This window comes from Bradyrhizobium genomosp. III (genome assembly GCF_000261705.1).
Lineage (GTDB): Bacteria > Pseudomonadota > Alphaproteobacteria > Rhizobiales > Xanthobacteraceae > Bradyrhizobium > Bradyrhizobium ottawaense.
The window spans coordinates 1-16443 of the sequence record NZ_AJQF01000524.1 but is presented as its reverse complement, the minus strand read 5'-3'; the positions used below and the strand labels follow the sequence as shown (position 1 = coordinate 16443).

Here is a 16443-nt window from a genome sequence, read left to right as displayed (position 1 = left end):
TTCGGCTCGGCGGTCGATTAAGTTGACGATGCCGTGCCAGGACACACCGTGATCAAACAGACGTCAAGCGCCAATTAAAGCGCCGCAGAGCTGCGCTTACGATCAGCGTCGAACCGATGAGTTTGAATCACCAATGTCATCTGGTGGCGCCTGCATCGGCGCGATCGATGACCCAGGCCACCATGTAGCCCTTGGCCTGCTCAGCCTCCACGTGCATCGGCGATCTGTTCTTCTTGCCCGGCGGAATCCTGAATATCCGAGTGCTCGAGCATGGCCTTGCCCATGTCATGGATAGGCACGAAGGCCTCAGACTCCGCGTTGCCCGAACCGACGATGGTCTACGTCTGACAATCGGACCTTCCGTGGCCGAACGCCTCGTGGAGGAGATCGATCTTGTCGGAATGACCGGCCTAGAATGCCGGCCTTACCGCAAGAACGACCAGGCGTTTGTCGAACAGAAGAACGGAGCCGTGGTCCGAGAGATGGTCGGTTACATTCACGCGCGTATGGTAGTTTTCAATGCGCCGTTTTCTTACAACCTTACGACCTTAGATTTGAAGATCGCTCTCGCGAGTTTTGGTCTGCATCTCTTTGAGCCGTGTCAACTCCGTTTCGCAAGGCTGGGCTGTCTCGGTCAGCTCAGCGCTTCCATGCTTGACAGCCCGTACGTCTTAAGGGCCCCTCCAGCTTTGCTCCGATAAAGCGACGCGAGCGCCAAAGCGGGACCCAATCGCCTCTTTCAATTGGCATTGCCGGAATGCCGGCTATCCTGTAAACGGGCCGCGCACCGTTGCCGGCCGTCTTTGAGCGGTCGCCCGCAGCGGGGCCTGTAGCTCAATGGTTAGAGCCGGCCGCTCATAACGGTCTGGTTGCAGGTTCGAGTCCTGCCGGGCCCACCAGTGAGTTCAAATTGTGGTGCTGTGAGGCCACTTTTAGAACGACTCGATTTGGGCCTTTAGAGCGACTCGATTTCGTTTTAAGAACGACTCGATTTCACATCCTTCTGACGGTGTTGACGAATTTGGCTCCGTTTTTCTCGCCGATCCTTGAGCGCAGAAAAACCGAGGGGGGTCCTTCCGCGCCCGTGTCGGTCCGCGGACTACGGAAGAGTGACTCGATTAGCGGCGACCTACGGCTTTGATGTTGACCGGTCATTCTCTGGAGCAAACTGCGTCGTCAGTCGCTTGAGGTTCGACATCAACTGGTCACGGACCTCGTCCTGGCCCATGCTCCACAGTTCAGCGAGCATCGGTTCGGTTTTCGCCACGTCCCAAGGAAAGAGCGAGCGCCCCTCTGCCTGCGCGAAAGGCCCATCTGACTCGGTCAACATTCGTTCGCGCGGCATTAGTGCAGCCAACCCGCGACCTCGTTCGCCGTTGAGCATGGCCGGACCGACGCTGAACCAGCAACCTTGGTCAATCGCCCGCTGCAGTTCGCGGCGCGATCCCGAAAACCAATGGAGCACGGAGATGCCGGAATCGGGCCGCGAGGCCAGTGCATCGAGGACGGGGCCTGCTGCGCGGCGGCTATGTACCGTCATGATGCGACCGCCGGCCGATCCGCACATTCGCAGGATATTGTCGAACACCCGACACTGCGTGTCCCACGTTGCCTTCAGTTCAGGGCCGCCGTCGAGGCCGATCTCGCCGACGTATCTTGTTCGCGGCAACAAATCTTCAAACAGCGCGAGTTCGCTCCGGCGTTCGTGAGCAAGCTGCGGATGCAGACCGAGCGCGGTGCGAATACGGGAGGCTCCCTCGGCGAGTGCGGCTGTCCCGGTCCAAGCCGACGGCGTAGTCGTCACGGACAGAACGAACAGATTGCGCTCGACGCACTCCTTCGTCGTCGCTTGAGGATCCGGATAGAGGTCGAGATGCGCATGTAGATCGATCACTTAACACCGTATTTCGCATGCAGATGCCCGAGTTCGGCGAGCCCCCGACGTAGCATATCCCGCAGTGCCTCGCGATTCTCGATTCGCGGCCATGACAGTGCGCTCCCAAGCCACTCTTCGAACCCCCCATTTTGTGCGGCGGCCAGAGCCATGCCGACAGAACGAACGTCGTCGAAGCCCGCGTGCTGCTCGTCGTCGCGACCGATATCTTCAAAGACGTACTGGGTCAGATCCGGTTGCCCCCAGGCGAGGAAGGCGGATCTTCGAACTTGGCAAGGTACGCATCGGCCGCAGTGGCTATATTTGAATTTCTGAAATCGACCGCAACTCGTCGAACGCACGGCCAATGTGCGCAGCAACGGCTGATTGTTGCATTCCTTCAGCATCTCTCCCTTCGTCTTGTTGGCGTAGGGAGTGCAGAGCGCCGCCCGGATGCCAGCGGCGTCGAGAAGATCCTGAAACAACGCCAGGAACTGGGGATGCGCCGTTCGTGTGCTCAGGCTTCCGATCCGGCTTCCGGTCAGCGGTGGATTTATCGCGATGAACCCGTTTTCGCAGACATATAGGGGAATGGCCGCTCCCTCCTGATAGGGCGCCAGGGCCGTCGCGACGAGAACTCCGAAGGCGAGAAATATGATCGAACGGGCGCGCTGCGAGGTATCCTTCGGTTTTGGTACGACCGCATTGTCGTTGAGCTGTATGTGTCTCAGACCGCCTGCGATCGCATGCGCGAACTCTTCCTGCTTCTCAGAGTCACCGCGCACGATCTTACTGATGAGGAGGGGCAGCGTGCCGGCAGCAGCGAGGTCAATCGTTCCGATCAGACTGTCGAGGCCGCCCGATAACAGCGCGACGCAATCCTGCGGCGGCCGGACCACACGCGCCGGCTGGGGAGCTGCCGCTCCGCCCGCGATGAAGCGCAAGCTCCATCTGTCGGTCGTCAAGAACGCCAGCGCATCGGCGATCAACGGCGCAACTCCATTCCAGAAGCCCGGTTCGGTCACCGCGATCTCCAGATCGAATTCGCGAGTCCATCCATCCGGACTTTGGGTTCGCAGCCCGGCGGCATCCGCCACCATGACCGAGTTGGAGATGGAAAGGAGATCCCATGCGCGCCTATCGGGAGCAAACCGTTCTTTCCGGACGTCGCCGCGTAAAGCGGCGCCTACGCTCGCTCGACCAGGGACGCCTGCCTGGCCGTACAGCACTACCCTGAGCGTGCCCGCCTCATCGAAGCGGCCGACGTCCGCCGGAGCGCACAACAGCCTCATTCTTCGTATCCTTCGAATACCTCGAACGTATCCCGAAGCGCCGCTTGCACAACGCTCGCAACGCGTCCCGTCGTAAGGGTTCGCCCCTGGTCCCTCAACCGCCGGAAAGCCGCCGCTACGGATTCCGCGATGTACGCCCGCATCTGCTTCAACCGGGACATTGCGACCGTTGCGGTCGGGGCCCGTTCGAGAAGGTGCTTGCCAACGTCGAGTTCGAAGCGCCGGGCGACATCGATGGCGGTGAATTTTTCGATGACGAACTCACGTTCGACGTCCGACAGATTGAGCAGGTCGGCTTCCGGAAACTCCTTCAGCAATTCCGACATTGCGTCGTGCATGGCGGCACGCTCCGCTTCGGCATCCTGAGTTCCGTCGACCGGCCTGACCGCCTCGATGATTGCGGTCGCTATCTCTTCCGTCGACCGCCCGGCCAGTACGGCCGCGTCGATCGGCGCGTCGGCGGCGCCTGAGGCGGTCGAGTAAAGCGTGTAGCCGAGCGAACCAGCGGTTTGTGCAGTGGCACCAAACCTCTGGGTCGCTGGATTCGAACCGCCGTACCCGTTGCGGATATAGTGCCCAAGCCCGCGTCTCAGATCACGCGCGTCACCAGAGCGCGCAAAGTCTCCCAGACTGGCACGGGTGCCGCCGAATCGCTTCTCGGGAGCGATGGGCGACGGCTGCAGCAGCGGCGGCACTGCGGGCGGTGCAGCAGAAACCGGGGGCACTTGGTCCGGAGGCGCGCCGTCGGGCGGTACATCCGGCTGTTCGTTGGGAAGCTCCGGAGGAGGTGGCACCGGATCCTGGGGCGCGGCCGGCGTCCAAGGCGGCACCAACGGGACGCCCGGGCCCGGGCCCCCGCTAGACTGCGACGTTCCCATTCGCCCTCGTCTTGTTGATGGCGTTCTTCACGGGTTTAGAAACGTCGCCCGACGAACCCCACACCTCAAGAAGCGACGCCGCCCAAGGGCGGTCGCTGATCTTCGGCACGATGCTAGGCTGAATCTGCTGGTGAGGGCGCGCCTCGAGGAACGCCGCCAAACGCGGTCCCTGGACCGGATCGGCATCGGCGAGCGCAATGCAGGCCGTAAGTATTTGCGGCGCGCCCCACTCCTGTTCCTTGCGGGCGCGCTCGAGAAGTCGATCCATAATCACTGTGGTTTCGATCCGGGGCACCCGGACCAGGCGGTCCCTCAACCGAGCTGACATTTCCGGATGTTCGAGCATCGCCGCGAGAAGTTCGGCGCCGTCGGAGGACAGGCGATCTTCAGGAGTGATCAGCGGCGCATGCTCGCGGCTGACGTAAAGAGCCCCGCGGAGATCGACGTCATGCAACGGCGGCGAAAGCGCCAGCCATTCGCGCACGAAGTCGCCGGTCCACGGATCCTTCGTCTCCAGGTCGCGACCGGCGGCCGCTGCCTCCTCCCAGTCCTTCAGGAACGCGGGCTTTCCTTCCGCGTCCGTCGTCACATTCTTGACGAGCTCGGCATAGGCTTTGGCGTCGCCGATGCGCTCGAACAGAAGGAGCTTAGCGAGGACCGCCTCATCCACGCCCACACCCTGCGCCTTGGAGATGGTCATGCGGATCGATAGCGCGTTCAGGAAGCGCTTGATCAGGCGGGGATTGCCGACAATTCCGGACGCCGTTGTCATGAGCGAAGACAGCCGCTCGGCAGTGTCGAGTTGCCCGACCAGCGATCCCGGTAAGCCGATGTCAAGCGAGTTGACGAACGCGCGGTCCACCTTCTTGCCCTGCCAAGTGCTCTTCAGTTGACGGATCACGGCGGCGCGAATCTTCTCCTTGTCGGGCTCGGGCAGGTCGCTGTTGTCCACGAATAGCAGCATCATGTATGCGCGGACCTCCTGCGTGCCGAGTTGCGGCACGCGGATCGGAACCTGGATCAGCTTGTCGAAGTAGTTCGTTACCATCAAGTCATTTTCGAAGCCCGCGAAGTGCTTGCGGACTGCGTGCTTGATCATGTCGTTGTCCGCAGCGATGACGAAGGCGGTGTTCTTGAGGAATAGGAAGAGGCGGATGGCTTCGAGCGTCGAGATCGTTGTCTCGGGCAGGCAGCGGTCGAGATCGTCGATCAACACGACAAGCGTGATACCGAGTTCTTCAAGGGTTTGCTCGAGCGTGTCGCGCAGAGCCTGAATTTCCTTCGGAGGAGACGTTTCCTCCTTCGGTTTTAGAAGCTCGCCGCCTTCCTTGACGGCATCGCCGACGGCCTTCTTCGCCGCATCGGCATCGCTCTTCCCGAAGCCCTCGCTCCACATCTTTCTGCCGAGTTCGAAGAACTCGCCGGCGGCCCCGACCGGCGGAACGCCGAAATAGATCGAAGCCGCCGACGTCGTTGCGAGCTTCGCCACCCGCAGCCACTTCACCCGCTTAGCAAGAGCGGCAACCTTTTCGAGCGCTGTCTCGCGGCTTTCGGCCTCGTTCGCAAGCTTGTCCGCAATGACGTCCATTAGGGCGGCGCGCGCATCGTCGTACCCTTGGTAGAGCCACGCGTTGAATTCGACAAAGACGTATTTGTCGAGGCCCTTTTTCCCGCTCTTGTCCTCGCGGGCAGCTACTGCGGAGCGGGTCAACTTGATCATCGACGACTTGCCGATGCCCCAGGCACCGGACACGCCGATCGAGATCGGGCGGCCCTTCGCTTGGACAATGATCTCGGCCACAGTCTCCGCAACGCCAGAGAAGTTCAGGAAATCACGTTCGGTCTCGTTATCAGCCCACATGTAGCCCCACCCGCGCATCCCAGCGGTTGTAATTGTGCCGGTTCCAGATGCCTAAAATTTAACTTATCGTCCAGATATAGTGGTCTTTGGGGCCATTTCCAGCAAATGTTGCGTTTTTTCCCTGCAACCATATGTAGAGCTATTGAAACTCCCGCGCTGCGAGTGGTCTGTAGAAAACGTAGTGATTTCAATTAACTGGGATTTGCAAATGGCAGACGATCTGCTCAACGACACGAAGACCTACCCGGGCATGGCACACTGGTTCGATCCAGTGCTGTTGCTCCAGTTACTGAACAACGTCGTTGTGTCGTCCATATTTGGACAGTACGCGGACAGGCGATTGGTGATCGCCGCTCTCGATACCGTGCCACCCGAGGAGCACTCGAAGCGGGCGGAGGACTTCCGTTCACGCCTCAAGACGGACCAGCATGGCGGTGTATGGATCGACTGGGTCGCCGACCTCGGTGACGGCTTCGACAGCACCTACGCGGTAGCGAGCCTGCTCGCCAGTAAGGATCTGAAAATCGGCGAGACTCTCCTGCCGCGCGGCCAGGCGCTCATCATGGGCGGTGATGAAGTCTACCCCAAGGCGACACGGGAGGCTTATGCGAATCAGCTAAGGCAACCCTATGCGTGGGCGGCTCCCGATCCAGACAGGAAGAACGACGATGGCAGACCGCTGCTCGCAATACCCGGCAACCACGATTGGTACGACGGTCTCGTCCTCTTCCTCGCGCTTTTCTGCAAAGAGAAGCCGTGGCATGTCGGCGCGTGGCGCTCCTACCAGCGCCGCAGCTACTTCGCCGTCCGACTAACCGAGACATGGTGGCTTTGGGCGACTGACATCCAACTCGCCGACGACATGGACGGGCCACAGGCTGATTACTTCAAGCAAATCGCTACCGCCATGCCAGAGAATTCCAGGATCATCTTGTGCAGCGCCGAGCCCGGCTGGCTGTACACCGATAGCAATCGCAAATCCTGGGAGATCATGGAGTATGCCGCCGGCATCGCGATAAACGCCGGACGCGGACATACCATTCCGGTGCTGCTATCAGGCGATACCCATCACTACAGCCGCTACGTGGGCAAAGACGGCCGCCAGTACGTCACGTCCGGCGGGGGAGGTGCCTTCCTGCACCCGACACATCAACTCTCTCAGGATGTCTCGGTAAACTTCATCAACCATCGCGAGGATCTGAAGCTCGGTACGATGCCAGACCCCGAGCATCCGGAGAAGACGACCGCCGCTGCCTATCCATCATTCTCGACGAGCAGGTGGCTCACGTTGCGCAACGCGTTCTTCGCCTTCACGAACTGGGACTTCTCTTTGCTGATGGGCGGCATCTACTTCCTGTTCGCATTGCTGATCTCGTTGCGGGACCAGCCCGACATCTACGCGCTGATCGCAGCCATTTTCGGCGCGTCCTTGATCGGCTACACGTTCAAACAGGAGGTTTCCCGGAAATTCAAGATATGGGCCTCTGCCGCCGTGCATGCGGCCGCCCACGCTTTCGTTCTGATCTACGCGGCGCGCTACGCGATCGCATTCAACAACGCGCACTTCGCTTGGAGCGGTGAATGGTGGGAGATTTGGAAATGGTTCGGTCTTCTGGCCATGGAGATGGTGCCCGTCGGCTTCCTTGTCGGGAGCACACTGTTCGGGCTAAATATGCTCATCACGTGCCTGCTGCTCAGAATGAATCGCAACGACGCCTTCAGTTCACTCCGGATCGGCGCCTACAATAATTTCTTGCGCTTCCGGCTGACCGAGGATGGGTTCGACATGTACGTGGTAGGGCTCGAGAGCGTTCCTAAGCGGAGGGACTGGATCGCCAACAAGAAGCACGACAAGAACCGACCCGACCCGGAGATTCCGGTATTTGTCCCAACCCACGATCTCAAACCACATCTTGTCGAGAAGATTTCGATTAGCTTTGCACGAAAGCGGGCCGACGCGGCGGTGCTTTGAGCAAAGTACCGCCGACAAGGAGTTTCCCCAACACGGCTAACCTTCGCGACCGAACTCAGAAGTTGGTGCCGGATCCAACGCCTCTTGCTCCATGTGGCGCACATCTGACCCGAATGCCAACCACTCCGCCAAGGCGCGGATCTCGCTGTCTGACTTTGCGATGGAGGCCAAACTCGGATCCGCATCGGCCGGATGACCTGATTGCTTCGCCAACTCCTCACTCATCAGGTGCGGACGGGGGCCGCGTGGAAGGCTCTCCTCGAGGTACCGGAAAATTCGCACTCCGCCGGCATCCACGTCACCCCAGTGAAGGAACGGCACGTCGTCCGGCACGCTCGTCAGGACCTTCGACAGAAGCTCGACGACCCCCGCCGACGGAAACCCGCCGGTGTACACGACCAGGCTGCCGTCCTCGATCTCGCGGACCTGCCGATTGAAGCTTGCGTAGTTCTCGATCGTCAGCACCGCTTTCGGCCGCTCCAAAACCGACAGTTGCGAGATCATCTCCGGATGGATTGAGGCGAAGGGCCTCGCGCGGCCATCGACCAGGCGCTCGCCGGCCCCTTTCACGACAACAGGACCTCTCAGATTTACAGGGTGACTGAAGCGCTCCAGTCCGATGTGCGCCCAGACCACGTCGGCAGCCGCGCCTGGCTGCCCGATCCGGACGCCGAGAACGGCCGCAAGTCGCGAAGCGTGCCGATCGAAGGCCTTCGTGTCGTTTGTCGCCTTTTGAGAGAAGGTTCGCGCGTCCAGTCCTTGAGCCTCCTGCCGCGAGATGGACGCCAGCAGTGTGAAGAACTCCTTCGAAGCATCGGCTTGGCCGGCCGTCAGGCGATAGGCTGCCTCGCTGCGGGCCCACCTGGCCGTCATCTCGTCCAACAGGGTGGCAACCCATGGCTCTCCGGTCGCCGCGACCTGGAGCAATTCCTCCCTGACGCGCTGCGCGATCGCCGGCGCCGTCGGACGTCCGAGATGTCTGGCGAGCAATTCCGGGTCTCGAACGCGGACCCTCTCAATCAGATGTCCCCGGTCTCTCTTGCCCCGCTACACCTCGACCGCGCCGAACCGTTCCGCCGCCGCCATCTGGTCATGAAAGCGGCCCATCTGCTGCGCGGTCGAAAGTCTGTCGTACTCCGGAGCCGCGGACGCCGGCCGGGTGCGATCCGGATTGCGTTCGCTCCGCTCTAGCAGGCGCTCGAGGAATTGGACCCCCGCATCCGTCGTACGAACGTCGGTCATTCCGCGGCCTGGTCCTGCGGGACGGCGCCGGCCTTCTCGGCAGCAATCAACTCGGCTTTGAAGACGTCAAAGCCCTTGCGATACGGATCCGCGTCAGCAATCGCCTGGCGAGCCATCTCCGTCGGGTATTCGGTGTCGATCATGACCTGGTTGCCCAAGCGGTTCACGTTGACGACCGTTTCGACGACCTCCATGAACACGTGCCGCTTCTCGTCCGGCGTGGCCAGCATGACCTGGAGACCCAAGTCCCGCATGAATTCAGAGCACTGGCCAATTGCCTTGGTATCCAAGCGATTGAAGGCCTCGTCGAAGATGGCGAGCGACAGTCCGCTCTCGCCGGTGCGCCGGTTCTGGTACGTCGCGGCCAATGAGGCGCCGATGGCGATATAGAACGGCAACTGGCCCTCGCCGCCGGATCCCGTGCCGGCGCGGCTCGTCAACGACGAGCGGATCTTACCATCGGCATCCTGGATGTAGAGCTCGAAGTTGAAATACTTGCGCGGATCCTCGATTTCCTCGGTCCGCGCGTCCGGCTTCGACAGGATCTCCTCGATCTGACGCACGGCGCGCATCATCGGAGAACTCGCATCCTCGCTACGATCCCCGAAAAGCGGCAGATTGAATTCAGGCTTTCTTGATTCCTCGACGAGCTCGATCATGTCGACGTGGGTCGGGGCCTCGAGCGCCTTGAACGAGTAGTAGTCGCGCCCGTGGAACTGGCGGTCCTTCAGGTGGCGGTTGAGCTCGTTCAGGGTGGACTTGATGCCGGTGAAGGCATCGTCGAGCCGATGGAGAAGGTCGTCCCGGAATGCCGAGGTCATCTCCGTCTCAGCGTTCCGACACTGCTCCGCGTACTGGACCAATTCATGCCCATCCAATCGGTCCTTTTCGGCGACCGCCCACTGCTCGACGGCCGACGGCGTCGCCTCCTCGGCGGTGAACGGCGGCACGAGATAGAAGTCCTGCCCGTGCTTGTTCACGGCGCCCGTCATTTCCCTCATCAGGGTGGAGCGCCGGTTGGTAGAACGGTTTTCACGGTCCGCCGTCAGCCCAGCGATGCGGTCCGACAAGGACTGAGCCGCCATTTCGGCCACCTTCGACCGGTAGTCGCTCATCTCCCTCGATTGCGGGAATCCGTCCAGCAGCTGGCGCGCGCGGGCGCGACGTGCCACCGCCAGGACTTCACGATTGTTCTTCATGTAGTCTTCATACGCGCCCTCGGCCCTGTCTTTCGCGCTGTGTGCCCGGGTCGACGCATCCTGTGTCTCGGTCTTGAGCCGGTTTGCCGTCTTGACCTCCGCGGCTAGGCGCTCCAGATCGGCAACGAGCTTGGGATCGCGATTCCGCTTGGCGTCTTCGATATTTTTGCCGATTTCCGCCAGCTTGCGATCGAAAGCAGCCAATTCCTCGCCGCATCCAAAGCAGGTCAGGCCAGAGTCGCGGATGGCCTGGAATTGCGCGAACATGGCTTCGAACAGCCGTGCCTCATCCTCCGCGCGCCGGACATCTCCCGCCGATCCAGCAAGTTGCTGGAGCAATTGCTGCCGTTCGGCCTGAAGCTGTTGGCGCATCTGCTCCTTCCGACCGTCGACTTGCGCGATTTCGAGCAATCTCTCGTCGAGATTCCCGACGAAGAAGCCTTCGACTTCGTGGTTGGTCTCGTTCACCCTGACCCTAGCCGTAAGCAGGCTGCGCGCAAGCTTCTCCCCGCGGAGTACCATGACCTCTCGAATTCCGCGCTGTTCGACGCCATCGTCGCAATGGCGTTCTGCCTTGCAGATCGCGACGCGCGGTTCAGGGTCAGCGTGAAGTACCTCGCAGGGCTAACACCGGACATGCTCAGCACGACAGGCAGGGCGATCATAGGCGGACAAGCCGGCTTCGATACACTGTGCGAACGGTTGAGACATGTAAACGGCACCCGAGCCGGCCATCACGGCCGCATCAAAGAGCTGGGACATTTGGCTGGGCTTTCGACGTCGGAGTCGCCCCTCGATCCTCAGATCAGGTCGATCTTGCTAGAGAAGATCGAAACGAACATCGCAAATGCCGTCGAGGCGGAGTCTCTTGAAACTCGCTGCCCGTGTGGTCGAGACCACGAGCCGCATTCGCCTTGCGTTCGCCGCGGCATGCCCCGAAGCCGACCTGAGCCGCGGCTTGCCCGGCGCGCTGCTGCCGCTCAGTCCTTGACCGGCGGGGCGTCCGCCCCCCGTTCGCCCAACTTATCCCTCAAGCGCGTTGCAAAGTACGGGTCGTGAGGCGGTGAAAAGCCGAAGGCAATCCTGTGCGCCTCGTCAGAGCAGATGTGCGGCCACATCAATCGGACTAGAAAAACGCACTCTCACGAATAGGACGGGCTAAACTGTCACATGTTGTGTCACTCAGCACTCGATTCACGCCCCTTGCTTGACTCGGTTATGAGGGGCCTTCAGTCTGGTTATCGGTAGCGCCGAAAGGCGTATCAAGGGAATACGGTGCGTCCTCACGGACAAGGCCGAAGCTGCCCCCGCAACTGTAAGCGGCGAGCCGACGACAGTTGGGCCATTGGGTTCGTTCGTTCGAACCTGGGAAGGTGGTCGGAGGCGTCAACCCGCGAGCCAGGAAACCTTGCTGCCGGTCGTGGTCATGGACTGACGCAGGGGCGGGGTGCTCCAAGACGTTGCAAAGCCGATCGAGATCTGCCGCATTCGGGGCGAACGGCTGCCGCTCACGGCGAATGTGCGTGACGGCTTTTTGTTTCGCCCGTGGTCATCACCGTTTTCATTTCAAACGTAGTAGCCGTGCCGGCGCGAGTTTCGGCGTCAACTTCAATCCTGCTCAAACAGCGCTGGCTGTCCGGGTCAGCATTGACGCTAGGAATCGTGCTGGCCTCGATCGCCGCAGCGGGATCGGCGTCCGCACAGCCTCCGCAACTGCTCAATCCGTGATTGTCTCCTCGGCCAATCCGTGGGGCAACACCGTCACCGCGGCAGCAGCAGCGGCGCGAGCGCGTACGCCTCTGGTACGTGGCCGCGACCCGGGCGCGCGACCTGCTGATCCTGCCTAGGCACTCCGCCGACCTGTCGGACAAGTGCTGGGCAAAGCTCGTCGATTTGGGCCTGGCTGGTCTCCCGGCGATCAACCCGAACGACGTCGGCACCGCGAAGGAAAGGAACGTCACGCCGCTAGAGAACGGGCAGACCCGCGAGACCTTCGCCGCCGAGGCGACCGCTATCTTCGATGTGCGCAAGACCGTGATCTGGCGTCGCCCGAGCCGGAGCGAACTTGATCAGGTGGACGAGCCAGAAGCGAAGATCGAAAGCGGGGAAATTCCGGAAACCGGCGCTGCGGAGCCTGCTGCCGTTCTCAGAAGTTCGACGCGTGGCACCATCCTTCACAAGCTAATCGAGGAGGTGCTGACCGGAGAAGCCTGCGACGCCAGGGCGGACTTGAAACGCGGGCTGCGGAACTGATCCGGCAGATGGGGCACGAACCGGCGGAGGATCCGAAGATGGGCATCAGCGCCGTCGAACTGACCGCCACGGTGCTGCGGACGCTCGCTCTTCCGGACGTCGTGACGCCGCGACCGCGTCTCGCCCCCGAGCTCCCGTTGTTCGGAAGCCAGACTCACGAAGGCGGCAAGGTCCTGCTCTCCGGACAGGTTGACGCGATCGCGTTCGACGAGGCCGGCGCCATCGACGCGGTCGTCGATTGGAAGAGCGACGTGGCTCCGGATGCGCCGAGCATCGGCCACTACAGACAGCAGATCGCCGACTATCGGAAGCAGACGAACCTAAGCGGGACAGGTCGTCGATGTGACTTGAGCCCCCGCGGCTGCTGCTCAGGATCCAAGCGCCGTCTCTGCCGGCCTGGTCTACCTTGCCGAGCTGCGGTTGCTCACGCTTGGCTGAGATCGAATCTGAAAGTTCTCCGCAGTTTCACGGATTTCGAAATTGATCGGTCCAGGTCGCCCGTCCGGAGTTCGGGCCCACAGGTATGCGGAGCCTTCATCCAGCACGATCGACTCGACCGAGAAGCCTGCACGCTTAACCAATCCGGCGAGATCGTCCGGCGGGATGAGGCCGTAGAAGGAATGGCCCCTAAGCGAGTCCATGAGGAAGCCGTTGCCGTATGGTTGACAATTCGGGAGATTCTGCATCCTTGTAAAATCAGAATTGCGATAGAGCGTCACAAACAAGCAAGTGCCGTTTGGCTTTAGCTTAGCTCTCATCAGTTGAACGATGCCAAGTCTCACGCTTGCCGATGGGATCACAGAAAGAACGTTTATGCAGAAGCCGCGGTCGTATCTCCGGTCATGGGAGGCAAACTGACCCACGGTGAGGGCGTGGACGTGATTTGATTTGCCGACGTAATCGCGGATGGTGGTCGAACGACCGCGGATCATTTGACCCCTTGAAAGCTGCACTTCCGAATCCACCAACGCAAGTTCGCCGGTGGTTTTGGCTATTGCCCGTTCGTAACGCAGTTTGCCGCAGCCAAAGTCGAAGCTGGAATGAATTGGCTCGAGACGCGAGATCAGCTTCTTAAGATAGGCCGAACTCTGTGTTTCCGGCTTGGCTGCGTTTTCGCTCCGGACGATGATATCCTTCCCGATCTTGTACCACATCAGATGGCCGCCTCTGTGAATGCTTGGCGGTTGCCTGCACTTGCCTCGGCATTCCCGGCTATCTGTTGGATCTGGGGATCCGCCCTTCGTTCCAGCAATCCATACCGAAGATGCATAAATAGAAGCGCGGCCATCGAGGCGGTCCAAAAAATGATCAGAAACCAAGCTGCCCTGGCGAAGGCGGATAAGACCGCGAAGCCTGTGAGTATGAAGAGCCACTCCAAGGCAACCCAATATGTGCCAAGCCTCCAATGCGCTTTCGATGTCGTGCTTGTCGACGAGCGGATGTTCGCTTCGGCTGGACGCGTATTTGTAGAACGTCGCTCTCACGAGGGGATGGCGGTCGCGTTTGAGATTTGCCGCCTGACGGGCCGACATCTGCGCACCCGACATGACAGCCAGAGGGAGAAGGATGTTAGCGCGGTCGAACCTCGCCCTGATCTTAAATATGTCCGAAATCCGATCATGGAATCGGGTGACCCTGCTGAAGATGAGCACCAGCAAAGCAAGCGCGAAGCCGCCCACGTTCACCTCAGGAGCTTTAATAGCCGTGGCGAATTCCTTGACGCCGGGCAGATGCTCAACTCGCAAGAAAAGACCGTTAATCCAAGGATCGTACCTCACCAGGAACGAGCAGGCTAAGGTCAGCGAGAAATCCGCCAAAGCGTTCTTCTAGAGCATCTCAGAATAGTTCTTCGGCCCGAAGAAGGGCATCAGAACGCGAAGGATCGAATCCATGCCGCCCCCGAGGTTGTTAAGACCGGTCCATAAACGGCTTGATTGAGTCAGAAAAGTAGCCGACGGTCAACGGATAAGGTGATGGCCGAAGGGAGGAAACACCCTCCCTCGGACGCTTCCCGAGTCGAGTAGCGATCCCATATTCAAGGCAAAAAGCGCGCATCTGATTTATGAGGCACGTCCGTTGCGAAATCATCCTATCGCGAACACGATGCAGCGCTTGCAGGTCAATGTGTTCGGGCGACCGTATTTCGACGAAGCGCATTGTTGGTCGCGTCACTGCTTCCGCGATCGCTGCGGCATCGATGATGTCACTTTTGTTGGACTTTACATAAGGCTTGACGAATTGAGCCGGAATAATGCGGACGGTATGCCCCATCGCGGCGATCTTGCGTGCCAACCATTGCGAGCTGGCCTTCCAATTGTAGATCGTCGCTTCGGAGACCCCGTGCTTGCGAGCTAGGTCGGCCGTCTTCGCCCCGGCCTCATGCGCCTTCGACACTGCGATAATCTGCTCTTCCGTGAACCTTGCTCGCTTCATCTGTCCGTCCTTCTTCGGGGCGGACTCTGAATCCTTCTGGAGGAAATGCTCAGTGGCAGGTCACGCCAACGAAAAGAAGCGTTGGTTGCGCAGCCGCGCCAAAATCCATCGCTGCGCGACTTGCACCGCAACTTCGACCTTTGCCTTATCTTTTGGGCGCCGCGGCCGGGCTGCGAGATGGCCGTGCCGTAATGGCTTGCCATCTCGGCATAGGTTCGGTTGAGGCCGGGATCGTGGCGGTCGGGATGTGAGCGGCAAGCCAAGGCCGTCAGTCAGCGTGGCTCATTGGCATAGCGCAGCTCACCTTACCGCCCGCGCGGACTTCACTTCGAAGTCACGGACCAGTTGTTGAAATTGAAGTTCTTTCCCCCCGGGGACGAGGTAATCTCGACGCCGTATTGGACGCTACCGACGTTTATGTCGCCAAAGTACCCCTTCGACTTGATCCACTGCAGGATACTCTTGATGTCCACTGTCCCGCTGTTGGTCTTCGAAGTGCGCAGCAATGAGATGACCTTGTGACCATCGGAGCCTTCGCCTTCAAACACGTTCCAAGTCGCCCCGCCTACATTGACATTGCTGTAGACCGGAATCGCCGCACCGGAAGGGGCATAATGATATGAAATGGGCTTAACGTTGCCGCTCCCGTCCGAGTTTCCGGTGTAGTTTGTCCAGAGCATTATCTCATGTCGGTCTGAGCTGTCCCAGATATCGTAGGCGACATCCCAGGCGCCGCCAGTGGGAACTTCCTGATTGAAGCTCGAGCTCAGAGTGTTGATTGAGCTGAGCGGTTTCCCGATATTGAAAGCCACGTGCGGATAGCTCTTGATGCCAGGAGTATTGGGCTGGTTCGACCACACGCTCCACCGGTTGGCTGCACTCACCGAAATCGTCTGAGGCCCAGGGTGCGGGCCCCATACGTCGTTGTTCCAAGAGTAGCCATCGCGTGAAAAGCTTCCGTATGGAGCGCTCGAACGCCAAATCGGCGTCTGTGCCGACACAGGCCCGGCAGATGATAATGACCGGGCTTCATTCGCGGCCTGCCTAAATAGATCATGATCCTCCTGTGTCCGGACGTAACCCGTTGGAGACCCTTGCGCGCCGGCACCGCTTATCCGATTGGAATCCATAAAGCTCTCCTTTCTGATAACAAAATCTCCTGCAGATCCACTAGCGGGCCCCCTAGTTCAGCATGGGCGGCATCGGCATCTAGAGACCGGGCTTGAATGCTAGGAAGGTTGGCTTTCGAGAAGCTGACGAGCTCGGGAAGAAGGGTGGACCCGCGCCCGGATTTGCCGTCTTTCGGATGACAGCAGCCTGGCTGAGACAGTGGCAACGATTGTCCGTCGTCAGACAATTTGAGACTGATCAGGCTTTTCGAGAAGGGAGGCTCTGGCTCATCAGGGGGCATCGTCAACTTAATCGACCGCCGAGCCGAAG

Annotated in this window: 12 protein-coding genes, 1 tRNA gene, 2 pseudogenes and 1 riboswitch; of the genes and pseudogenes, 4 read left to right on the top strand and 11 right to left on the bottom strand. The window is 60.3% G+C overall.

The features are described from left to right. Nucleotides 1–823 precede the first annotated feature (823 nt). Nucleotides 824–899: transfer RNA gene (locus IC66_RS0140690), tRNA-Ile, on the top strand. 230 nt (nt 900–1129) lie between these two features. Here IC66_RS0140690 and qatD read toward each other — a convergent pair. The 4 genes from qatD to IC66_RS0140670 form a co-directional block, all read right to left on the bottom strand. Then, on the bottom strand, nt 1130–1894 hold the full coding sequence (gene qatD, locus IC66_RS0140685; protein ID WP_014498022.1) for a Qat anti-phage system TatD family nuclease QatD: 765 nt from the start codon (nt 1892–1894) through the stop codon (nt 1130–1132). Beyond that, complete coding sequence (gene qatC, locus IC66_RS0140680; protein ID WP_014498023.1) at nt 1891–3165, bottom strand: Qat anti-phage system QueC-like protein QatC; 1275 nt, start codon at nt 3163–3165, stop codon at nt 1891–1893. The genes qatD and qatC overlap by 4 nt, the downstream gene beginning before the upstream one ends. After that, nucleotides 3162–3860, bottom strand: a complete 699-nt coding sequence (gene qatB, locus IC66_RS0140675) for a Qat anti-phage system associated protein QatB (RefSeq protein ID WP_224517554.1) — start codon at nt 3858–3860, stop codon at nt 3162–3164. The genes qatC and qatB overlap by 4 nt, the downstream gene beginning before the upstream one ends. Nucleotides 3861–4023: 163 nt before the next feature. Next, nucleotides 4024–5904: a KAP family P-loop NTPase fold protein gene (locus IC66_RS0140670; RefSeq protein ID WP_028160578.1), complete on the bottom strand. Its 1881-nt coding sequence runs from the start codon at nt 5902–5904 to the stop codon at nt 4024–4026. 208 nt (nt 5905–6112) lie between these two features. Between IC66_RS0140670 and IC66_RS0140665 the strand changes: the two genes are divergently transcribed. Continuing rightward, nucleotides 6113–7876 (top strand): hypothetical protein, encoded by a 1764-nt coding sequence (locus IC66_RS0140665; protein ID WP_028160579.1) that lies wholly within the window; start codon nt 6113–6115, stop codon nt 7874–7876. Nucleotides 7877–7912: 36 nt separating this feature from the next. On the opposite strand, the gene IC66_RS0140660 is transcribed toward IC66_RS0140665, so the two are convergent. The 3 genes from IC66_RS0140660 to IC66_RS0140655 are packed head-to-tail and all read right to left on the bottom strand — an operon-like array spanning nt 7913 to nt 10785. Further along, nucleotides 7913–8899 carry a Wadjet anti-phage system protein JetD domain-containing protein gene (locus IC66_RS0140660; RefSeq protein WP_354267823.1) on the bottom strand — a complete coding sequence of 329 codons (987 nt, stop codon included), beginning with the start codon at nt 8897–8899 and terminating at the stop codon, nt 7913–7915. A 24-nt stretch (nt 8900–8923) separates the two neighbouring features. Beyond that, nucleotides 8924–9118 (bottom strand): hypothetical protein, encoded by a 195-nt coding sequence (locus IC66_RS48825; protein WP_244429242.1) that lies wholly within the window; start codon nt 9116–9118, stop codon nt 8924–8926. Beyond that, a complete protein-coding gene (locus IC66_RS0140655; RefSeq protein WP_232208741.1) occupies nt 9115–10785 on the bottom strand; it encodes an SbcC/MukB-like Walker B domain-containing protein in 1671 nt (556 codons plus the stop codon). Before IC66_RS0140655 ends, IC66_RS48825 begins: the two co-directional genes overlap by 4 nt. A gap of 400 nt (nt 10786–11185) precedes the next feature. Here IC66_RS0140655 and IC66_RS48820 point away from each other — a divergent pair, with 400 nt between their 5' ends. Both IC66_RS48820 and IC66_RS46875 read left to right on the top strand, forming a co-directional pair. Then, entirely contained in the window at nt 11186–11308 is a 123-nt protein-coding gene (locus IC66_RS48820; RefSeq protein ID WP_038951278.1) for a transposase, read from the top strand. A 237-nt stretch (nt 11309–11545) separates the two neighbouring features. Then, nucleotides 11546–11747, top strand: a riboswitch (cobalamin riboswitch). A gap of 376 nt (nt 11748–12123) precedes the next feature. Next, nucleotides 12124–12570 (top strand): hypothetical protein, encoded by a 447-nt coding sequence (locus IC66_RS46875; RefSeq protein ID WP_014498031.1) that lies wholly within the window; start codon nt 12124–12126, stop codon nt 12568–12570. Nucleotides 12571–12971: 401 nt separating this feature from the next. Here IC66_RS46875 and IC66_RS48815 read toward each other — a convergent pair whose 3' ends face one another. The 4 genes and pseudogenes from IC66_RS48815 to IC66_RS0140615 all read right to left on the bottom strand — a co-directional run bounded on the left by IC66_RS48815 (nt 12972) and on the right by IC66_RS0140615 (nt 16133). Beyond that, nucleotides 12972–14387, bottom strand: a complete 1416-nt coding sequence (locus tag IC66_RS48815; protein ID WP_244429241.1) for a hypothetical protein — start codon at nt 14385–14387, stop codon at nt 12972–12974. Nucleotides 14388–14580: 193 nt separating this feature from the next. Then, nucleotides 14581–15003 (bottom strand): annotated as a pseudogene (locus tag IC66_RS48810) (transposase); the annotation flags it as partial. 63 nt (nt 15004–15066) lie between these two features. Further along, nucleotides 15067–15245 (bottom strand): annotated as a pseudogene (locus tag IC66_RS44510) (IS21 family transposase); the annotation flags it as partial. 81 nt (nt 15246–15326) lie between these two features. Then, nucleotides 15327–16133, bottom strand: coding sequence for a glycoside hydrolase family 12 protein (locus IC66_RS0140615; RefSeq protein ID WP_011084471.1), 807 nt, complete (start codon nt 16131–16133; stop codon nt 15327–15329). Nucleotides 16134–16443 lie beyond the last annotated feature (310 nt).